General features: G+C 32.7%; 18 protein-coding genes. 16 read left to right on the top strand and 2 right to left on the bottom strand.

Going from position 1 to position 20,297, the window contains the following annotated elements; translation table 11 throughout:
- Positions 1 to 228 precede the first annotated feature (228 nt).
- The 10 genes from AN960_RS00395 to AN960_RS00350 all read left to right on the top strand — a co-directional run bounded on the left by AN960_RS00395 (position 229) and on the right by AN960_RS00350 (position 11,508).
- Positions 229 to 1,089 carry a YiiX/YebB-like N1pC/P60 family cysteine hydrolase gene (locus AN960_RS00395; protein WP_056465372.1) on the top strand — a complete coding sequence of 287 codons (861 nt, stop codon included), beginning with the start codon at positions 229 to 231 and terminating at the stop codon, positions 1,087 to 1,089.
- Between the two features lie 18 nt (positions 1,090 to 1,107).
- Entirely contained in the window at positions 1,108 to 2,301 is a 1,194-nt protein-coding gene (locus tag AN960_RS00390) for a hypothetical protein (RefSeq protein ID WP_056465370.1), read from the top strand.
- 233 nt (positions 2,302 to 2,534) lie between these two features.
- The gene (locus AN960_RS00385; RefSeq protein ID WP_056465368.1) at positions 2,535 to 3,470 is read left to right on the top strand and encodes a carbohydrate ABC transporter permease; all 936 of its coding nucleotides are present in this window, start codon (positions 2,535 to 2,537) and stop codon (positions 3,468 to 3,470) included.
- On the top strand, positions 3,470 to 4,300 hold the full coding sequence (locus AN960_RS00380) for a carbohydrate ABC transporter permease (protein ID WP_056465365.1): 831 nt from the start codon (positions 3,470 to 3,472) through the stop codon (positions 4,298 to 4,300). Before AN960_RS00385 ends, AN960_RS00380 begins: the two co-directional genes overlap by 1 nt.
- Positions 4,301 to 4,429: 129 nt before the next feature.
- On the top strand, positions 4,430 to 5,701 hold the full coding sequence (locus AN960_RS00375) for an ABC transporter substrate-binding protein (RefSeq protein WP_056465363.1): 1,272 nt from the start codon (positions 4,430 to 4,432) through the stop codon (positions 5,699 to 5,701).
- A gap of 270 nt (positions 5,702 to 5,971) precedes the next feature.
- Positions 5,972 to 6,502: a hypothetical protein gene (locus tag AN960_RS00370; protein WP_056465361.1), complete on the top strand. Its 531-nt coding sequence runs from the start codon at positions 5,972 to 5,974 to the stop codon at positions 6,500 to 6,502.
- Entirely contained in the window at positions 6,490 to 6,756 is a 267-nt protein-coding gene (locus AN960_RS00365; RefSeq protein WP_056465356.1) for a hypothetical protein, read from the top strand. The genes AN960_RS00370 and AN960_RS00365 overlap by 13 nt, the downstream gene beginning before the upstream one ends.
- Positions 6,757 to 7,076: 320 nt before the next feature.
- The gene (locus AN960_RS00360; protein WP_056465354.1) at positions 7,077 to 8,909 is read left to right on the top strand and encodes a sensor histidine kinase; all 1,833 of its coding nucleotides are present in this window, start codon (positions 7,077 to 7,079) and stop codon (positions 8,907 to 8,909) included.
- Complete coding sequence (locus AN960_RS00355) at positions 8,887 to 10,440, top strand: response regulator transcription factor (RefSeq protein ID WP_056465352.1); 1,554 nt, start codon at positions 8,887 to 8,889, stop codon at positions 10,438 to 10,440. Before AN960_RS00360 ends, AN960_RS00355 begins: the two co-directional genes overlap by 23 nt.
- Positions 10,441 to 10,542: 102 nt before the next feature.
- Entirely contained in the window at positions 10,543 to 11,508 is a 966-nt protein-coding gene (locus tag AN960_RS00350) for a phosphotransferase enzyme family protein (protein WP_056465350.1), read from the top strand.
- Positions 11,509 to 11,586: 78 nt separating this feature from the next.
- Here AN960_RS00350 and AN960_RS00345 read toward each other — a convergent pair whose 3' ends face one another.
- The gene (locus AN960_RS00345) at positions 11,587 to 12,540 is read right to left on the bottom strand and encodes a PstS family phosphate ABC transporter substrate-binding protein (RefSeq protein WP_056465348.1); all 954 of its coding nucleotides are present in this window, start codon (positions 12,538 to 12,540) and stop codon (positions 11,587 to 11,589) included.
- A 172-nt stretch (positions 12,541 to 12,712) separates the two neighbouring features.
- Between AN960_RS00345 and AN960_RS00340 the strand changes: the two genes are divergently transcribed.
- The gene (locus tag AN960_RS00340; RefSeq protein ID WP_056465345.1) at positions 12,713 to 13,399 is read left to right on the top strand and encodes a winged helix-turn-helix domain-containing protein; all 687 of its coding nucleotides are present in this window, start codon (positions 12,713 to 12,715) and stop codon (positions 13,397 to 13,399) included.
- A gap of 542 nt (positions 13,400 to 13,941) precedes the next feature.
- On the opposite strand, the gene AN960_RS24245 is transcribed toward AN960_RS00340, so the two are convergent.
- Positions 13,942 to 14,100 carry a BH0509 family protein gene (locus AN960_RS24245; RefSeq protein ID WP_156339571.1) on the bottom strand — a complete coding sequence of 53 codons (159 nt, stop codon included), beginning with the start codon at positions 14,098 to 14,100 and terminating at the stop codon, positions 13,942 to 13,944.
- A 405-nt stretch (positions 14,101 to 14,505) separates the two neighbouring features.
- On the opposite strand from AN960_RS24245, the gene AN960_RS24950 reads away from it, so the two are divergent.
- The 5 genes from AN960_RS24950 (at position 14,506) to AN960_RS00320 (ending at position 20,118) form a co-directional block, all read left to right on the top strand.
- Positions 14,506 to 14,661, top strand: a complete 156-nt coding sequence (locus AN960_RS24950; RefSeq protein ID WP_353611564.1) for a Wzz/FepE/Etk N-terminal domain-containing protein — start codon at positions 14,506 to 14,508, stop codon at positions 14,659 to 14,661.
- 324 nt (positions 14,662 to 14,985) lie between these two features.
- Positions 14,986 to 15,861, top strand: a complete 876-nt coding sequence (gene galU / locus AN960_RS00335) for a UTP--glucose-1-phosphate uridylyltransferase GalU (RefSeq protein WP_056465344.1) — start codon at positions 14,986 to 14,988, stop codon at positions 15,859 to 15,861.
- A gap of 92 nt (positions 15,862 to 15,953) precedes the next feature.
- Positions 15,954 to 16,178, top strand: coding sequence for a sugar transferase (locus AN960_RS25400; RefSeq protein WP_082459301.1), 225 nt, complete (start codon positions 15,954 to 15,956; stop codon positions 16,176 to 16,178).
- Positions 16,179 to 16,239: 61 nt separating this feature from the next.
- Positions 16,240 to 18,537, top strand: a complete 2,298-nt coding sequence (locus AN960_RS00325; RefSeq protein WP_216600063.1) for a glycosyltransferase family 2 protein — start codon at positions 16,240 to 16,242, stop codon at positions 18,535 to 18,537.
- A gap of 9 nt (positions 18,538 to 18,546) precedes the next feature.
- A complete protein-coding gene (locus tag AN960_RS00320) occupies positions 18,547 to 20,118 on the top strand; it encodes a chitinase (protein ID WP_056465339.1) in 1,572 nt (523 codons plus the stop codon).
- Positions 20,119 to 20,297: the final 179 nt, after the last annotated feature.

The following is a 20,297-nucleotide window of genomic DNA, read 5'->3' as shown; positions in this document are numbered from 1 at the left end:
GTTCAGTAGTAAATTTAGTCATAAAAAATGCACCTCCAAATGTTAGTCGTGTCTAACATTTGGGGTGCACTTCATATGAGGGCGGTTTTTTTTGCGTTCACCAGATTGTTAAATTTTGTACTAATTTTCGTCAAATGTAAAACAGAATATGATGGATAAATTTGCTAAGCTAAGTTTATTAGGAATTTCTAATGAAGTTTCTAAAAAAAAATTAGAGGAGGATATATTGTGTATTTCAAAAAAACATTAAGTATTTTATTATGCACAGCTTTTTTGACGGTGCCAATTAGCACAAATGCACAAGAAAAAAGTAATTCCACTTTGGAGGATATTGAGTATGGATTAGAAGAAAAACTATCTAAAGTAAATACCTTATTAGAAAAAGATGTTGGCATTGAATTTAATAGTAGGGAAAATTTTTTTAATGAGGTCAATCAAATACACATTGAAATTGAAGATTATTTAAAATCTTTGGATTCAGATAACTTTTATAATACACAAGTTCATATCGAGTTGATTGATAAACTTGGAGAATTAGATTTAAAAGTAGAGCAATACAGTAATAAAAATATGCTGCGAGCATCAAAAAGCTGGCGATATGGTGATATTCTTTATTATGGGATAGGTAATAATAATGCTGCTGGAGATAAATCATTAACAGGACATACTGCAGTATTATCAACAAAAGACTATTTTGTAATTGAAGCAGCTAGAACAAAAAATAATGGAGCAAAAGTTTTTCATTGGAACAGGGATAAATTGTGGAGTGGGGCTAGCGGCATTAAACAATATAAAGTAACAACTAAACTGGGTAAAGATGCAACAGCTACCGAAAGAAATAAAGCTGTTCAATTTGGTTTAGAACAGAAAGGGGAGCCATATGCTCTAAAAACATCAATTTGGTCTACTAATGCATGGTATTGTTCTAAGTTAACAAATGCAATGTGGAATCATGTCGGCTATAATTTACAATCATCAAATGCTTATACTATTGACGGAGTTATAGCGGTACTCCCTAGAGATATAATTGCTGACGCCAATGTTCGCCTTATTAAAAATTGGGGAAAAACATTACCTGGAAATTTGTAATAAATATCAGGTGATACTATGAAAAGAAAATCTACATTTTTATTGATGGTACTATTAATCGCAGGAATAATTATTTCAGCATTTTCAATTTTTAGAAATACAGAGTATGAAAACCGTACTATAATCAATGGAATTGAAAATTTCAAACCAAAATATCCCGATAAAAAAGAGAATTTTTTATTATTTTATCCAGCTGACCCAAGGGTTTCACAAGAATCTACCATTGTAAAAGAAGTGACTAAAAAGGGTAAAATTGTTCGAGAATACGCAATTAAGGATCGTGATTTTGGCAGAATGTTAATTCATCAAAAGCCAAATAACTTAAATAAATTATTTATATCATTTTTTGGAGACGCTTCAATAGATAACTATTTTTTTACTTACGATATGACAAAAAGAAAGTTCGATAAAGTAAATCTTGAGTATTTTAAATATCCTGTTGGAGTAGACCATATTCAACATTATGGTGAAGACACTTTGTTTCAAACAATTGCCTCTCATAAAACAGGTGATCAAAATATTGATCAAAAGACAAATGATTTCAATATGTCTATTTCAAATTATACATCAGAAAAAAGCTTCGAAACTGAATATGGATATGAGCCTAAATGGACACCCTTATTAGGTTTTAAAAATAAGATATTTTATGGAACGAGTGGAGAAGTTAATGAAAAGGAGATAAAAGTGTATCCTGGGATTGGTATTATAGACTTAGAAAATCAATTAATTCATTACGAATCACCAGAATCTAACGATGTTGACTTATTTCCTGTTTATTCAACTAAAGATCATGTCTATATAGTAAGTGATACAGGAAAATTGTATGTGTATAATAATGAACTTAAATATGAAGTTTTTGAACCCTTTAAAAATCTGCAAAAGCAGGATCTCTATTATTATCAGGAATTTCGACCAATAATGATTAATGAAAAAACTGCATTATATAATTTGTATAGTTATGAATATGGGAACACACTTGGACTCCTTACATTTGAACCAGTTCCAACTTTCGAGCCATTAAAAAAGAGCTATTTAAATAATAAGAATAATTACAAGTTTATTTATCAAGATATTGATAAGGAAGAAATATATGTTTTATCTAATAATGAAGAGAGTTATAAAGTATTAATATTAGATAATAAAACTTTGGATTTAAAAGTAGAATTTCCGGTTGAGTATGGTCATCTGCTTGATTTTATTGTACGGATTTAAAATAATATTAACTAATTTGTGACTGCGAATCTTCAATAGGAGATTCTTTTTTTTATAAAAAATAGCTAGTCCCCTTAAAAAACATAGTGGAACTTTCGAATTTTATCTAAAATTTAAAGTCATCAAAAACAATCATCAAAATTAATCTAGTCAATATATTCCACCCTACTGTTCAAATGAATACGTTTTCACAACTTGAGAGGTATTTTATGATGATAGTGGAGGTGTTACAGATGATTGAAACGAAAAAAGTGATTGATACAAATTTATCAGATGCCAAGACAAAGAAGTCATCTAAAAAATTAAGAGATTTTTTAAATTATCTTACGTTTGTAGGACCAGTAAGTATTGTTTTTGCAGCGATCGTGTTAACGCCATTTTTAATCGGCTTTTTCTATTCATTTACTCAGTGGGATGGTGTAGCTGATTCTGCTAAGTGGGTCGGACTTGAAAATTATAAATACATTTTTACGAAAGATACGGATTTTATCCATTCGTTTATATTAACCGGTAAATATACATTATTCGCTGTGATCTTAACCAATGTGATTGGTTTTGGTTTAGCGTTAATCGTAACGCAAGCATTAAAGACTAGTAATATTTTAAGAACAATCTTTTTCCTTCCAAATTTAATCGGTGGATTATTATTAGGTTTCATTTGGCAGTTCATTTTTAATAAAGGTTTAATTTCTATTGGACAATTATTACATTCAGACTTTTTACAAAGAGCACTTTTAGGTGAAGAAAAAGGTGCGTTCTGGGCAATTGTCATCGTGGCAGTTTGGCAAGGTGCAGGTTACATAATGGTTATTTATGTAGCGGCTCTGCAAGGTGTACCACAAGAATTAATTGAAGCAGCTCAAATTGATGGTGCAAATAAATTCCAAGTGTTACGCAAAATCATTATTCCAATGGTAGCACCAGCTGTAACAGTTTGTTTATTCTTAACAATTTCATGGTCATTTAAAGTGTTTGATACAAACTTATCATTAACTAATGGTGGACCATTTAAGTCTACTGAGATGTTAGCTTTAAACATTTACACGGAAGCTTTTGTAAATAACCGTTATGGATTAGGTGAAGCAAAAGCGATTGTATTCTTCGTAGTCGTAGCATTAATTTCAGTAATTCAAGTTTACATTACGAAGAAGAGGGAGGTTGAGGCATAATGCTAAAAGAACGATATACTGGCTTTACTTTTATATTAGAAATAGCGGCAATTATACTTGCTCTCATCTTCTTAGTTCCTTTTTATTATGTGTTAGGAAACTCATTTAAATCATTTGCTGATATTTTACAAAATACATCTTCGCTTCCAAAAAGCTTAGATTTTACAAACTATCAACAAGCAATTGAAGTCATGAATTTCTGGAAAGCGTTAATGAACTCATTAATCGTGACAATTGCTAGTAATGTTGTAATCGTCTTTTTCTGTTCGATGGCGGCTTATAAACTAGTTCGTTCAAAAAGTAAAATTTCAAATATCATTTTCTTTATCTTTGTAGCAACAATGGTTATCCCGTTCCAATCAATTATGATCCCATTAGTGAAAGTTGGAAGTACACTTCATTTAATGAATAGTCATTGGGGATTAGTAATCATGTATTTAGGTTTTGGGTCAGCATTATCAATCTTCCTATATCATGGATTTATTAAAACAATCCCAATTGAGTTAGAGGAAGCAGCAATTATTGATGGATGTTCACCGACTATGGTTTTCTGGAAAGTTGTTTTTCCTCTATTAAAACCAATTACGGTTACAATTGTTATCCTAAATACGTTATGGATTTGGAATGACTTCTTATTACCATCACTTGTATTAAGAGATATGGAGTTAAGAACAATTCCTCTTGCTACATTCTACTTCTTTGGAGCATATACAAAACAGTGGAACTTAGCGTTATCTGGACTTGTTTTAGGTATTACGCCACTATTAATTTTCTACTTTGCAGCACAGAAACATATTATTAAAGGTATTACAAGCGGTTCAATTAAATAGGGTGATTGGGTGGAAGCTATCAATATATTCCACCCATCATGTCAATATAGGCTATCTATAATTGATTGTTTTTGAATGTATAATGAAAGCGTATTCAAAATAAAGAATATTGAGACGGGGGTTTTTGGGATGAAAAGGATGCTAAAGGTAGCAGCAGCATTAACAACATCAGTAATGTTATTCTCTGCATGTTCTGGAGGATCTTCAGACAAAGGGTCAAATGATTCAAAGGATAAAAAAGTAACATTAAACGTATTCCAGTTTAAAGCTGAGATTGCGAAAGATTTAGAACAAATGGCTAAGGATTACCATAAGGAAAATCCAAACGTAACAGTTAAAATTCAAACTGTTGGTGGCGGTGCTGATTACGGTGCTGCATTAAAAGCTCAATTTGCTTCAGGTAATGAGCCTGATATCTTTAACAACGGTGGATTCCAAGAAGCAGTAACTTGGAAAGATAAATTAGAAGATCTTTCTGATCAATCATGGGTAAAAGACTTATATCCAGGAACTGAAAAACCAATGACAATTGATGGCAAACTTTACGGTATGCCAATGAACACTGAAGGTTATGGCTTTATTTACAATAAAGATTTATTCGCAAAAGCTGGTATTACTGAAGCACCAAAAACATTAAGCGAATTAACTGCAGCAGCTGAAAAGCTTAAAAAAGCAGGTATCACACCATTCTCAGTTGGATATGGTGAGTGGTGGATTCTAGGAATTCACTTATTAAATATTCCTTTCGCTCAACAGCAAGATCCAGATAAATTCATGGCTGACGTTAACTCTGGTAAAGTGAAAATTCAAGACAACGAGAAATTCAAACAATTTATGAAACTGTTTGATTTAACAATCAAATACGGAAATAAAAATCCTTTAACAACAGATTACAACACTCAAGTTACTAACTTTGCTCAAGGTAAAACTGCTATGATCCAACAAGGTAACTGGATTCAAGGTATGGTTGATGGAATCACTCCAAACATGAACTTAGGTGTGTTACCAATTCCAATCAACGATGACAAAGCAGCTATGGACAAATTACCAATGGGTGTACCAAATAACTGGGTAGTTAACAAAAACTCTAAAAACAAAGAAGAAGCTAAAAAATTCTTAGAGTGGATGGTTACTTCTGACACAGGAAAAAAATACATTGTAGAAAAATTCAAGTTTATCCCAGCGTTAAAAACAATTCAAGGTAAAAACTTAGGACCAATCGCAGACGACTTACAAAAATACTCTGCTGAAGGTAAAACATTATCTTGGAACTGGTTCAAATACCCAGATGGAGCTACAAATGAGTTTGGTGCATCAATGCAAGCTTACGTTGGAAAGCAAAAATCTGCTGACGAAATGTTAAAATCTCTTGAAGATACTTGGATGAAATTAAAGAAATAAATTCTTAATTCGAGGCTTCCCTAAAAATTCCTCTATAGATTAAGGTAACCCACAAGGAATAATTTCCTTGTGGGTTTTTTATCTGTAATAGAGGTGTCTTTGACGGCTTTATGTTATTAATAACTCATGAATAAAACTCCTTACTTTATTAGAAAGTAAACCTTCAATTTAGTTCACAAAGTGTTCTGATTCAAGCTTTGTTTCTTTACCAAAAATTACTAATCCCGTGATATAATTTTATTATTGAATTAAAGAAAGTGAATTGAAAAAATGATATTCAATATAAGGTTTGAAGAATGGGAAGAATGTTATTTTCGAAAAATAGATATTGATGAAGTTGGAGAATACATGCCTCCTCGTTGGGTATTCAATTTTAAAAAAGAATTTGATGAAGAATACGAGATTTTTTCCTTAGAAACAAAAAGGTTTCCTGGTATGGCTCAAGGAATTATTGCACTTAAGTCCAGTCAAGATGATTGTTGCGTATATCTTAAATCTGTAGAGACTGCTGATTTTAATAAGTATTATAATATAGGCAAAATAAGTCATGGAATGAATCATGATAGGGTCTATGAAGGTGTCGGTTATAACTTGGTAGCTTTTGCATGCCAGTATAGTATAGTCCAAGGCTTCGAAGGTTATATGTATTTAGTTTCCAAAACAGATACAATTCCTTTTTATACAGGGCTTGGAGGAGATCAATTGTATGAAGGTAGTCAAACAATAGTTTTTCAAGAACTTGTAGGACAACGTTTGGCATTAAAACATTTTCCGGGAGGTGAAATACAATGGCTAAAATAGCTAATGCGCTTTCAAGTTTTAAGGTGTTTTCTAATAGAATAGCTGGGCATACTGATGAAAAGGTGAGTGATGCTATGCATGATGAAATGAGAAAGTTCGAAAGAGGATTTCCTGACGGAGTTTATGTAGAACCAAACCGCACAAGTGAACCTAAAGTAAAGGTTAAGGCATTGTATGAATACTGTAGGAAAAAAGGATTAAATCCTAAAGATTTGACAGATAAAGAAAGAGAACAGTTTCTTGTTTATGAATGAGAAAAATAACTTCTTTATATAGTTGTAGATATCCACGAGGAATCAATCTCCTTGTGGATTTTTGTTTTGGAGTATAACTCGATTGCATAAGGTTCACAAGTCCACAAAACATTATTTAAAAATCACAGAAATCCACACTATTATCACTAGGAAGATTTAACATCATTTTTAAAGTACTACCAGTATCTGCATAGCCGAAAGTCATAATATTTGATAGTTCTTTTTATGGATTGTTTTATCCTTATAAAGGTGTTATTCGTTCTTTAACTCTGATAAACTAGATATAAGAAAGTGCAAACGTTTCCGCAAAGGATGTTATCATGAAAAACAGTATTAGAAGTAAGCTGATCACCTTATTATTAATCGCAACTATTATTCCATTTGGCTTATCGATTATAGCAAGTTATTTTTATACGAAAAACACGGTTACGAAGGAATTTGTAAATACGAATTATGATTTATTGAAGCGTAGTGGAAATGATTTAATGAATTATTTTAATGAAATTTACGGTATTCCATTGTCCATTTATAGTAATAGACCGTTTTTGTCGGTGTTAGAAAATGGTGCTACAGCTTACATCGAACAAAATTCTGCTGAAATTCAACGGAGTTTACTAGGACTTTATTTTTCAAGAAGAGAGATCGAGCAGTTGCATTTGTATTTAACAAAGGGTAAGGACGATTACACCGTATACAACGCAAAGGTGAGTAGTCGAGGGAAAATGTATAATTTCAATCAAATTCCCACATATAGAAATTTAAGTTTTTCAAGGGACTCGTATTATATTCAACCGACTCATCCGATTCAAAATTATAATAATTTATCGGATTTTCGAATTGAGCCAGTTAAGCAAGTTGTATCATTTCATTATTTTTTAAATAATGTTACATCCGACCAGTGGCTTGGCTTTTTATCAATCGATATTGAATTAAGTAGAATTAATGAGATTTTTGATCGTATTTATAAAAAGGGAGAGGAGCATCTTTTCGTTGTTGGCGATGGGAATGTTGTTCTTTATTCATCTGAAAAACAACTGATTGGTAAAAAGTTAGAAACAAAATGGTATAAAAAAATTAGCTCGGATCGGTCAGGTGAAACTAGTTTTGAATGGAAGGGAAAGGATTTTAGCGGGGTCTATGTGTATGACAAAATAAAAAGCAGCAATCATCAACAATGGACAATCATTAAAAGTATTCCTTATAAGAATCTCTATCATAATTCGAATCAATTATTGAAAATTACAGTTACACTCGGGGCGATTTCAGTCTTATTAGTCATCATTTTAACTATTATCGTATCATTCAGATTTACACGACCAATTCGAATCTTAATTCGAGATATGCAGCGAATCGAGAAGGGAGAACTTGCCGTTTCTTTTGATACGTTAGGAAATGATGAGTTTGGTCAGTTAGGTAAACATTTTACTTCAATGGTCGAAACGTTAAATGATTTATATATAAAAGAATACAAGCTTCAAATTGAAAATAAAACGAATCAATTAAAAGTACTTCAGTCTCAAATTAATCCGCATTTCTTATACAATGCCTTGCAGTCAATTGGAACTCTATCATTAAAAAATGATGGAATTAAAGTGTATCGATTAATTATGTCACTTTCAAAAATCATGAGATATAGCATGAAAAATAATGAAGATTTTGTAGCGCTTAAGGATGAATTAAACCATATAAAAGATTATTTATCGCTTCAAAATGAACGGTATGATGGCAGATTTGTTTATAACCTGGAAGTGGATGAAGGGTTAAACAAAGTAAAAATGCCAAAAATGATTTTACAGCCAATCGTAGAAAATTTCTTTAAACACGGCTTTGAAAAGCAACAAAAGCTTGGTGAATTAAATATTTCGATTCATAGACAACTAGATGATCGTTTAAAAATAGTCATTGCTGATAATGGTGAAGGTGCATCAGAAGAGGAATTAGAAATCATCAATTCATCGCTGTCAGAAGGTGGATTAAATACTAACGAGAGTATCGGTTTAAAAAATATTTCTGATCGCATTCAATTCTATTATGGTAAAAAAGCAGAAGTAAAAATAGAAAGTGTGAAGCATGAAAACTTTGTTGTAACGATAATCTTACCGATTGAAATGACAAGAGGAGAAGTTAATCATGAAGGTTCTACTAATAGATGACGAAAAGCATGTACGAGAAGGTGTAAAACTTCTTGCAGAGTGGGATGCAATTGGAGTTACTGAAATATTAGAAGCAGAAAATGGAGCGATCGCGCAAGACATCATTCTAAAGGAAAGACCGACAATTATATTTACTGATTTAATGATGCCAGAGTTAGACGGTAGAGGATTATTAAAATGGCTTCATTCAGAAAACATTAATTGTAAAGTAATCGTTGTAACGGGATATGATGACTATCATTATATGAGAGAAGCTATTCAGTTCGGTGCGTCTGATTATTTATTGAAACCAATTGATCCGGATATATTGAATGAAACTTTAGTAAAAGTAGCTTCAGATTGGAATGAAAAAGAAAAAGAGAGAATTGATGCATTAAATGATTTTCGTTTGCTTCAGGAAGTTTTACCTGTTTATAGAGATAAACAATTAACAAATGCGATTTACGATAAAGAATATAATCAGAACATGTTAAACCAATTAGGATATGAAGAAGGTCAAACTTTACATGTATCTTTACTAAAATTACGAAATCTAGAGACATTCAAAGATATTTGGCCAGAGGATTTATGCTTCTTTGCCCTTTTGAATATTGTAAATGAAGTTCTTCAAAACCAAAATGGAGGAATTGCGTTTCGTAATTTACAAGGTGCGAAGGAGATTTGTTTACTATATTGGGGCGAGCAAGTCACTGACAGTATTCAACATATTGCTAAAATTTTATCGACAGTTGTGCCTTTTCCGTTTCATTTTGCGATCAGTAGGAAGTTACCAATTGAGTCGATCCAGTCTGGGTACGAAGAGGTTGTAAATGTCCTACAGCATGTAAATATTTTAGAAAAGCGAGATGTGCCAGTTTATTCTTATGAAGATATAAAAGGGTATAATCCGATTAATCTAGTAGAAATCATCAACTTATTTGAACAAATGGTTGAGAAGCAGGATATTTATATTTACGATGAAGTCATTCAACTTTTTAGTAAACGAATCGCACAGAAGAATTATCTTCCTTTTGCACAGTTACTTTCATTGCATCAGGAGTTTTTAATCTTCTTAAATCACTGGATTAATAAACTTTCGCTTCAAACCATTCAAGAAGTGAATCTAGAACTGTTCTGGAATGCAAAAGGGCATTTTGAAATTGGTGATTATGTAGCGACTCAAAGAGAAAGAGTGCAGTCGATTATTCAAGAAAAAAATCAAACAAATCAAGAACTGAATAGTATTGAAGCAATCGCAAATTATATTCAACTGAACTATGCTGAAGAGATTTCACTTCAGGAGTTTTCAGAGAAATTTTATTTAAGCCGTGAATATATATCCCGTAAGTTTAAACAAATTTACGGTGTGAATATATCAGATTATATTGTTTCAATTCGGATTGAAAAAGCGAAGGAATTATTGAAGTTCCCGAATTTGAAAATATATGAAATAGCTGGGAAAATTGGCTATCAAGATGATAAATACTTTCGAAAAGTGTTTAAGAAAATCGTTGGGATGACCCCGAATGAATACCGAAATATGAATGAGTAGTCATTATTTAGTAAAAAAGTTGCAGGAAATCTTTGGGAACTGGGGAATAAGTAATTAGATATTTATTCTACGCTTTTATTCTATGTTTTCGGGGGATTAAAAATGGAACAGGCAGTTGAAAGAGTTTTTACTAAAGAGATTTTAACGAATGCAGCATCACAATTTGGTATTACAGTAGAAGAAAAACCAGTCGGAGAGTTCGAGAACTATCTATTTAAAGGTAAGTTGGCAGATGGAACGGATCGCATTTTACGATTAACGCATTCATCTCATCGCTCAAAGGATGAAATTGAGGCAGAACTTAAGTTTTTACAATATGCAAGAGAAAATGGAGCAAATGCAGCAGGTTCTTTAACTTCTTTGAACGGTAATTTAGTAGAAGTTCAAAATGCAAGTGATGGCACCAGTTTTTACGCATCAATGTTTGAATGGGCAGATGGTCAATTAGTTGATCGTACAAACCCAGCGGTGTGGAATGATGACCTAATGTACACATGGGGAAAAACGATCGGAAAGCTTCATGCGTTAACAGTTGATTATCCTGTTACAAATCATCGTGAACATTGGGACGAAGAAGCTTATTTGAATGAAATGTTAGCTGATGATGAGCTTGGTATTTATACGAAGGAATTAATAGAAGAAATCCAAGCTTATGACAGAAAGAAAGATTCATATGGATTAATCCATAGTGACTTACATCTCCAGAATTTTTTCGTAAATGACAAAGGTGAAATAACGGCTTTTGATTTCGATGACCTGCAATATAATTATTTCATTTCAGATATCGCAATTGTTCTATATTATACTGCTTGGGGTAGTAAGGCATCATTCGAAGAAAAATCGAATTTCGCAAAAAGACAGTTAGAAATCTTTCGAAAAGGTTATGAAACCGAATATGTTTTAGATGAAGAATGGTATAACCGAATTCCTTCATTTTTAAAATGTCGTGATATTACGCTTTACCATGTATTGAATATGAAATATGAAGAGAAAACGCAAAGAGTTATTGAACTTTGTGAAGAGTTAAAAGAGCGAATCATAAATAAGAAATCAATCATTGATCTTTAAAATTACAGTAAACAAAAAGCTACGATTCAAATACGAATCATAGCTTCTTTTTATATTTAAATTGGGGGGCGAGTAAGGTTATTTATGTGTAGCTTCTTCTATTTTAGTAATATTGCTCTCATATAGATCATCTTGTAATGGAATATAGCCAACTTGCTCAGCTAAAGTTTGAGCATTTTCATTGGCAAATTTCAAATAGTCCAATACGACAGGACGTTTAAGTGAGTTTATATTTACATATGTGTAGAGTTCACGAGAAAGTACGTAAGTCCCGTTTTTGATTGTCTCTTCAGTTGGTAAAACTGCTTTACCTGTTTTAGGATTAACAATTGGTACGATTTTTAATTGATCTTTGTTTTCTTCATAGTAAGCATGACCAAAGTATCCAATAGCGCCTTTTTCACTAGCAACATCATCGACAAGATTTTTGTCATCTTCAGACGTTTGAGCATCTTTCCGTTCGCCAGCTTGATTTAAAATGGTTTTATTAAAGTATTCGTAAGTTCCTGACTCAGTACCAGGGCTGAAGAATTTAATTTCTTCCTTTGGCCAAGCAGAGTTTAGTTCGTTCCAAGTTTTTATTTTACTTTTTACTGAAAATAACTTTGCTAATTGTTCAATTGTTAATTGATCCACAAAATCATTGTCTTTATTTACTACGACGGATAGACCATCATAAGCTAATTTTAATTGAATATAATCGATGTTATTTTGTTTAGCGATTGTAGCTTCTTCATTTGATATTGGACGAGATGCGTCGTTTAGATCTGTTACACCATTTGCGAATTTTTTAAAACCATCAGTTGTACCACTATTACCTATTGAAATAGTTACCTCGGGTTGTGCAGATCTATATTGTTTCGTTATTGTTTGCATTATCGGGAAAACGGTAGATGAACCATCGATTAGTATGCTACCAGTTAATTGTTTTTCAGATGTACTTGAATTAGGATGATAGGCAATTCCACAAGCTGCTAAAGATAATATAGCTGTGATTGCGACAACTAATATAATGACTTTCTTTAGTTGCATCTACAGTTCCTCCCCTCGTTGTTTTTGCTACATTTCTTACAATATCCCACAAAGATTAACTTGCTTTTAACGCTACGTAAAGAATTTGTAAAGGTATAGTGAAAGTCCCCCTTTTTTGTTAATAACCAATTAAAATGACCGTATAAACAGTAAAAAATGGGAGAGATATAAGGTGGAGCAAATTGTCATCATCCAAGATCAAAACGAGATTGAACATGTGCTTCAACAAAGTAAACAATTCGGATTAATTAAAATCAGCACATATCGATATGGAGAGTTTAATGAAGAAACACATTTAGGTTTCTTAAAAGGTTGCATAGTATTAATGAAAAGCCAAGTTTTGGACGAGTTTATTCCATTGATAATGAGAATAAGACGGATAACAGAAATACCGATCATATTATTAGTTGAAACTTATGATTCATACGAAGCAGCAATATGTATTGAAGCTGGAGCGGATCAATATGTTAAATATCCGATTCATCCTAGAGACTTGTCCGCAAGAATAAAATCAGTTATGAGGAGGGCAGGCAATGAAAAAAATGAAGAAGACAGAGAAAAAGTTTTAAATTTTGGAGAAATTTCCTTCTATTTAAATCGAGAAGAGGTTTATAAAAATAAAATTAGGATCGAATTAAATGGTAGGGAATACGCAATTTTACTTTTTTTAATAAAAAAAGCTGGTTTCATTGTAACGAGAGAAGAATTAATGGAAGTAATATCTGTTTATAAAAACAGAAGATTAATCGATATTTATATTCATAGTTTGCGACATAAAATCGAAGAACTTCCGAATTATCCTAAATATATTAAAACGATTAAGGGGAAAGGGTATCGGTTTGAAACGCTTGTTAATTGAACACGTGTGTAAAAAGCTAGGTGCATTCTTTTTTAAGGATGACATTTAGCTTTTTTATTTTTATATGGCAGAGCTTTGGGGAGAGTAGGGAATACGTAATATTATGTTTTTATTTAAAAAGCAGTTTTCTGTAATAAGAGACAACTTTTTTTATTAAAATTAAAAAAAATTTATTTTTCGTATAAACCCAAATAGACCAAAAAACTAAGTTAAAAGCGGGTGGATTTAAACGCTTTCTCAACTTGAACAACAAAAATACCTAATTTGTTTTTAGCATATTATGGTAAAAATAAAATTTTAATATAACAAAAAGATGCGTAGTAAATACTCTTTTTTAATTTTTTTGTCTCAATTTGAGGAATATAGTCGAAGAAGTAGGGCTTTTGTTGTCTTTTGTAAATTCGAAAAAAGAGGATATATAAGTAATTAGATACAGCAATAACGATAGAAAAATTGGCAAATGAAAAAGCTAGGTGAATCCAGATAAGGATGTACATCTAGCTTTTTATTTTATAAGTGCAGTAAACCAAACTTGTAAGATCTTACTCAGCGTGATGTAACATATAAGTATACGCCGTGTCGAAAAGGTGCTTTAAATCAGCATTCGTCATGAAAACTAAGTCCTCAAGTGAAAATCCATTTGTTAATTCAAAAAATTGAACCATGTTTTTACGCTCTTCTCTCCTAATTATTAACAACATTCCCTTTGATTTAGAATGACTAATTTGTTTTCAATCTGTTTTAATGCAGTGTATTTATATTTTAACTATTATATAACAATAAAATTAAAATATGCTAGAGATTTTTACTGAAAAAGTAAAAAAGATAAATTAATCATTTCATTAATTATTATTCAAATTACAACGTATTAATTATTCTAGAAAAATATCTAATATTACAATTTTCATTAATGAATGTAACAGAAAAAGACCAGTTTGTAAGAGTTTCAATAAGTTAGGTAAAAAATTCGACAAAAAGCGATATTTTATGGTAAATTTAACTAAAACTTCCTATTATAGGTTAATTTCTACTTAACTTTTTGTTAAGTAATTGTTATACTTGGCATTGTTGAATCTGAGAGTATATTTTAATAGAATAATAAATGGATTACAGGAGTCATTAGCTATTTATTTATACCCCCAATTTATCAATCTTCAACTCAACTATTAGTTAACCAAAAAGAAACAAATGATTCTTTGATTTATCAGAATAATCAAATACAAACAAATATTCAATTGATCAACATACAATGTCGTTATTAGGAGTCCATCTATTTTAGACGAAGTTATTAATCAATTAAATTTAGATTGTACAAATGCATGAACAATATGATGAGATTCTGTTTGATGCTCCGAAAGTACCTCTGACAACTAGCGACTAAGCAGATCATTACCAGTCATCACACACTTGTGAAATGATTTTTTGCATCAGTAACTGCTAACAATGAGTGTGAGGAGGGGTTAGATGCCCTATATTATATTTAGTTTAAAAGAAAATAGAGTTTCTTCTTGTGTATTTAATCACATGAGTGTAGAAGTGGAAACTTTATTCATTTGGGGAAGGAAAGCAATGGAGGGAATTTGGAAATGAAGAAAGTAAGAAAAGCAATTATACCAGCAGCGGGTTTAGGGACACGCTTTTTACCTGCAACAAAAGCAATGCCAAAAGAAATGCTACCAATCGTAGACAAGCCAACAATTCAATACATTGTTGAAGAAGCAATTGAATCAGGCATTGAAGATATCATTATCGTAACAGGTAAAGGTAAACGCGCAATTGAAGATCATTTTGATTTTTCATATGAGCTAGAACAAAATTTATTAGAAAAAGAAAAATATGCGTTATTAGAACAGGTTAAAGCTCCATCTAATATTGACATTCATTACATAAGACAAAAAGAACCTAAAGGATTAGGTCACGCTGTATGGTGTGCGCGTAATTTTATCGGCAACGAACCATTTGCGGTATTACTTGGTGACGATATTGTAGAAGCTGAAACACCAGGATTAAAGCAGCTAATGGACCAATATGATAATACATATTCTTCAGTAATTGGTGTTCAAACAGTACCAGAAGAAGAAACGCATCGATATGGCATTGTTGAACCAATTATGCAAGAGGGTAGAAGATACGAAGTAAAAAACTTTGTCGAAAAGCCAGCACCAGGTACAGCACCTTCTAATTTAGCAATCATGGGTCGTTATGTATTTACACCTGAAATCTTTATGTACTTAGAAGAACAAAATATCGGTGCAGGTGGAGAAATTCAATTAACGGATGCCATTCAAAAATTAAATTCAATTCAACGAGTGTTTGCATATGACTTTGAAGGAAAGCGTCACGACGTTGGTGAAAAATTAGGGTTTATTAAGACAACAATTGATTTTGCATTAAAAAATGAAGACTTAAGAGAAGATTTATTGAAGTATTTACATGACATGTTAACAGTCAATATTAAATAAGATAGATGATTAGATTGAAAGCAATGAGATTTGAACAAGCAGAATATGCTTCTAAAGCCATTCTTATCGAAGGAAACAATTGAAAAAGAAGGATCTATTTATTTACTAAGCGCTTAGTGGATTTATCTGGCGCTTTTTTGGGTCTTATACTACTATTACCAGTTCATATGATTATTGCTATTATTTTAACGTTAGAAGATCCTAAAGGTCCAATTTTCTTTTTTTTAACTCCGGTAAAAATGGAAAAGAGTTTATTCAAAAAAAGGATGGGAGATTTTTGGCGTGACAATTTAATCTGCCCATCCATAAATAGTTGAAACATTGTATTTTTTTATTTACCCAATAATAGGGACTTGACTAACAAGAGGGATGAACAAAATGAAAAGACAACGGTACACTGAAAGCAATATGGAACCATTACCAAGAGTGCATGAAAAACCATCCACTGCAAAATTGACATTGAATCGAATCTATATTTTGTTTACGATTGGATTTTGGTTGCTTTATGTAGCATCCACAATTTTTGATCAACTGCATAATGGGAATGGTAGTTTTAAACAAGTCGTTGAAGCGGGATTATATATCCTGATTGTTACGACACTATGTTTTTCCGCATTGATGTATCTTTATTCTAGACAAGGGGCATTGATCCGCTTTAAAGAGCATACTCGGATCCCACGTGAAACCTTATCTGCTTATTTTTCTGAGAATCAACCAGGAATTACTGTTTTGGTTCCTTCGTATGATGAAGAGGTTGACGTTATTCGAAAAACATTACTATCAGCTGTTTTACAAGAATATCCGACAATCGATGTACAACTTCTGATTGATGATAAGCCGAATCCAACAGATCCGCAAAAAAGGGAAAAATTGCAAGCAACTATGAATCTTGCAAAAGAAATTACAGAGCTTTTGGAAGTCCCTTATACTAAACTAGCAAAAGCTCGTGACGATTTTGAAGAGACTTATAACAAAACTGGGGAAATCTCTTCTTCTACTTTAAATGATTTAATAAAGCAATATAATTATGCTGCCAAATGGATTAATAAATTTGCTGATGATGAACCAGATGAGACTCATGTAGATGATTTCTTTAATAATCAAGTTTTAAGAGATTTAGCTAATGAATTAACCGTAACGGCAGTAGCATTAGAGAAATCCTCAAAAGAAAATTATGGCATGAGCTATGAACGAATCTATCAGTTTTATTCTCGATTAGTATGGATTTTCACCGGAAAAGTAGGGTATTTCCAACGAAAACAGTTTGTTTCTTTATCTGATGAAGCCAATAAAGCTATGAATCTTAACTCTTATATTGATTTAATGGGAGGGAGTTACAAGATTCGCCAAACACCAGCTGGTAAAGTATTGCAGAGAGTATCTTCTGAGGCGGAAGCAGATTTAGTCATTCCAGATACTGAATTTTTACTAACGCTCGATGCCGATTCTATTCTGCTAAAAGAGTATTGTTTACGTCTTGTATATCTATTGAATCAAGAAGGAAATGAAAATGTAGCTGTAACACAAACTCCTTATTCTTCTTTCCGTGGATGTCCAACTCGAATCGAACGAATTGCTGGTGCTACAACAGATATTCAACACACTTTACACCAAGGAACAACGTATTATGGCGCGACCTTTTGGGTAGGGGCGAACGCGGTCATCCGAAAACGTGCGATCGAGGATATTGCTGAAACAGAATATGTAAATGGATTTAAGGTCCGCCGTTTTATCCAAGACCGTACAGTAATTGAGGATACGGAGTCTAGTATTGATTTAGAAAAAAATGGTTGGACCTTGGCAAATTATCCGGAGCGTTTGAGTTACTCAGCAACTCCACCAGATTTCGGTTCTCTAGTCATCCAACGTCGTCGTTGGGCCAATGGTGGATTATTAATTATGTCGAAACTATTTGCTACTATTCGTCAACGCCGTCAGGAAGGGAATCCAATCAAGTTAATGGAAATCGTGTTGCGAGTCAATTACATGGCATCGATTGCTTGGTCTAGTTTTGGCTTAATCTTCCTTTTAGCCTATCCCTTTGACGATCGTTTATTGAGTATTTTTATTGTTGGTGCTGCTGTCCCTTACTTTACTGCAATGGCGAGTGATTTAAAATACAATCGTTATAAACGAATGGACATCTTCCGAATTTATGGTCTTAATCTAATCTTGTTGGCTGTTAATACGGCTGGAGTGCTAAAATCGATCCAACAGATATTAACAAGTGAAAAAATTCCTTTTGCACGAACGCCTAAGGTTAATGATCGAACTGGCACGCCAACACTTTATATCTTAGCGCCGATCATTATTATTGCTTACTCTGTTTTTATTTGCTGGCGCTCTTTCATGCTCGGAAATTGGCCGAATGCTATATTTTCCTTTTTTAACGCCTTTACTTGTGGGTGGGCTGCATTAACATTTATCGGACCTGTCAATATGCTTGTGGATTTAATTCATAACTTTAAAGATTGGATATTTGTAGAAGTAAAACCTAAGCAAACTGAAAAAGCTGAAAAAGATCAATCAGAAATCAATTGGCAATCGGTTTTATACTATGGTGATGAGAAGGGGCAAACAGAAGTTCCTTTAAGCATATCACTTGGTAAATGGGAAAATACAGAGACAACTGAAGTTGAAGATAAACATAATTTCAGCAATAAAAAAATAGGATGAAAATAGATTATGCAAAATAAAAAGAAATTGTCAATGCCGCGTTTAATGTTGGTATGTTTAGTTGTGGTAGCTGTAGGAGTTAGTTATTTTTATCGAGATAATATAGTCGTAGTTAGTAAAATAGAAAAAACAAAAAAAACAGAAAAAACAGCGGCAGAATCAAATCCTTGGTTTGCCCCTTATGTCGATGCTACACTGACACCGCAATATGAATTTGAAAAAATTGATGGTAATGTTGTGCTTTCTTTCGTAGTAGCTAAGGATAAAAATAGTGCTGTTCCTAGTTGGGGAGGCGCCTATTCGTTGGATCAGGCATCTGATGATTTAGATATAGATCGACGAATTGCTCGCCTACGACAAAAAGGAGGGGAAGTCATTGTTTCATTTGGTGGCTTATCCAATTCAGAATTAGCAATTACAACAACAGATGTTGGAAAAATAAAAAATGCATATGCTAAAGTTGTAAAGCGTTATGATCTGAATACGATTGATGTGGATTTAGAAGAAGAAGGATTGAGAAATAAGCATGCTGCTAAACTTCGTGGGGAAGCTTTGGCAAAATTGCAGCAAGAACGGAAAAAAGATAAAAAAGAGTTAGCTATTTGGGTAACATTACCAGTAACCCCGCAAGGTTTGACTGAGGATGGTACGGATGCCGTAACAACATTATTGAGAGCTGGAGTAGATTTAGCTGGCGTCAATATCATGACAATGGATTATGGGGGAAGTCGTAATTCAGAACTCTCTATGGCAGACAATTCGATTAATGCCTTGAAAAAAACCCATCGCCAACTAAAGATTATTTATCAAAAACAAGGAGTTAACTTGAGTGATAAAGCATTGTGGAGAAAACTCGGCGCAACACCAATGATTGGCCAAAATGACATCCAAGGTGAAGTTTTTGGTTTAGAAGATGCTGCTAAGCTGAATCAATTTGCCGTAGAAAATGGTTTGGGACGATTGTCTATGTGGTCAGCAAACCGTGACAGGAAGTCCAGTGAGAATAGTGTTGGAATTCAAAGTGTTTCCAACTTTTACAGTGGTGTTAAACAAAACAATCAAGAGTTTGCAACGATTTTGAAACAGAATATGAATGGTAGTGTTTCTAGTGATGCAAAACGGACAACCAAGTCAGATGTAACGGATATAGATTTGAATAAACCGGATGATCCGAAAACTTCTCCGTATGAGATATGGAATGAATCTACAACCTATTTAAAAGGTACTCGTGTTGTATGGAAGCACAATGTGTATAGAGCTAAATGGTGGACAAAAGGAGATGCTCCTGATGCACCTATTTTAGATGAAAATACAATTCCTTGGGAACTTGTTGGTCCGGTATTGCCTGGAGAAAAACCATTGCCAAAAGTTAGCTTGCCTAAAGGAACCTATCAGGAATGGGAAGAAGGAGCAGTCTATGGAGCTGGTGATCGTGTAATGGTTAATGGCATCCCGTATGAGGCAAAATGGTGGAACAAAGATGAAAATCCTGAAAAACCCCTTGCTAATGATGATGCAGCACCATGGGAACAGTTGACTCAGGATGAAATTAAGAAAGTGTTGAAGGAAATTAGGAAATAATATAATAGGAGATTAATTAATCTTTATAGTCATAGTTTACGACATAAAATCGAAGAACTTCCGAATTATCCTAAATAGATTAAAACGATTAAAGGAAAAGGCTATCGGTTTGAATCGCTTCTTAATTGAATAGAGTAAAATTAAAAAGCTAGGTGAATTCTTTTAAAGGATCCATTTTA

The organism is Bacillus sp. FJAT-25509 (assembly GCF_001420605.1).
Taxonomy (GTDB): domain Bacteria; phylum Bacillota; class Bacilli; order Bacillales; family Bacillaceae_G; genus Gottfriedia.
This window is presented reverse-complemented; position numbering and strand designations above follow the sequence as displayed.

Bases quoted from the DNA above. Each gene is read 5' to 3' on its own strand.
- AN960_RS00390 (WP_056465370.1), top strand. From the start codon at position 1,108: ATGAAAAGAAAATCTACATTTTTATTGATGGTACTATTAATCGCAGGA.
- AN960_RS00385 (WP_056465368.1), top strand. From the start codon at position 2,535: ATGATTGAAACGAAAAAAGTGATTGATACAAATTTATCAGATGCCAAG.
- AN960_RS00380 (WP_056465365.1), top strand. From the start codon at position 3,470: ATGCTAAAAGAACGATATACTGGCTTTACTTTTATATTAGAAATAGCG.
- AN960_RS00375 (WP_056465363.1), top strand. From the start codon at position 4,430: ATGAAAAGGATGCTAAAGGTAGCAGCAGCATTAACAACATCAGTAATG.
- AN960_RS00370 (WP_056465361.1), top strand. From the start codon at position 5,972: ATGATATTCAATATAAGGTTTGAAGAATGGGAAGAATGTTATTTTCGA.
- AN960_RS00365 (WP_056465356.1), top strand. From the start codon at position 6,490: ATGGCTAAAATAGCTAATGCGCTTTCAAGTTTTAAGGTGTTTTCTAAT.
- AN960_RS00360 (WP_056465354.1), top strand. From the start codon at position 7,077: ATGAAAAACAGTATTAGAAGTAAGCTGATCACCTTATTATTAATCGCA.
- AN960_RS00355 (WP_056465352.1), top strand. From the start codon at position 8,887: ATGAAGGTTCTACTAATAGATGACGAAAAGCATGTACGAGAAGGTGTA.
- AN960_RS00350 (WP_056465350.1), top strand. From the start codon at position 10,543: ATGGAACAGGCAGTTGAAAGAGTTTTTACTAAAGAGATTTTAACGAAT.
- AN960_RS00345 (WP_056465348.1), bottom strand. From the start codon at position 12,540: ATGCAACTAAAGAAAGTCATTATATTAGTTGTCGCAATCACAGCTATA.
- AN960_RS24245 (WP_156339571.1), bottom strand. From the start codon at position 14,100: ATGTTGTTAATAATTAGGAGAGAAGAGCGTAAAAACATGGTTCAATTT.
- galU (WP_056465344.1), top strand. From the start codon at position 14,986: ATGAAGAAAGTAAGAAAAGCAATTATACCAGCAGCGGGTTTAGGGACA.
- AN960_RS00325 (WP_216600063.1), top strand. From the start codon at position 16,240: ATGAAAAGACAACGGTACACTGAAAGCAATATGGAACCATTACCAAGA.
- AN960_RS00320 (WP_056465339.1), top strand. From the start codon at position 18,547: ATGCAAAATAAAAAGAAATTGTCAATGCCGCGTTTAATGTTGGTATGT.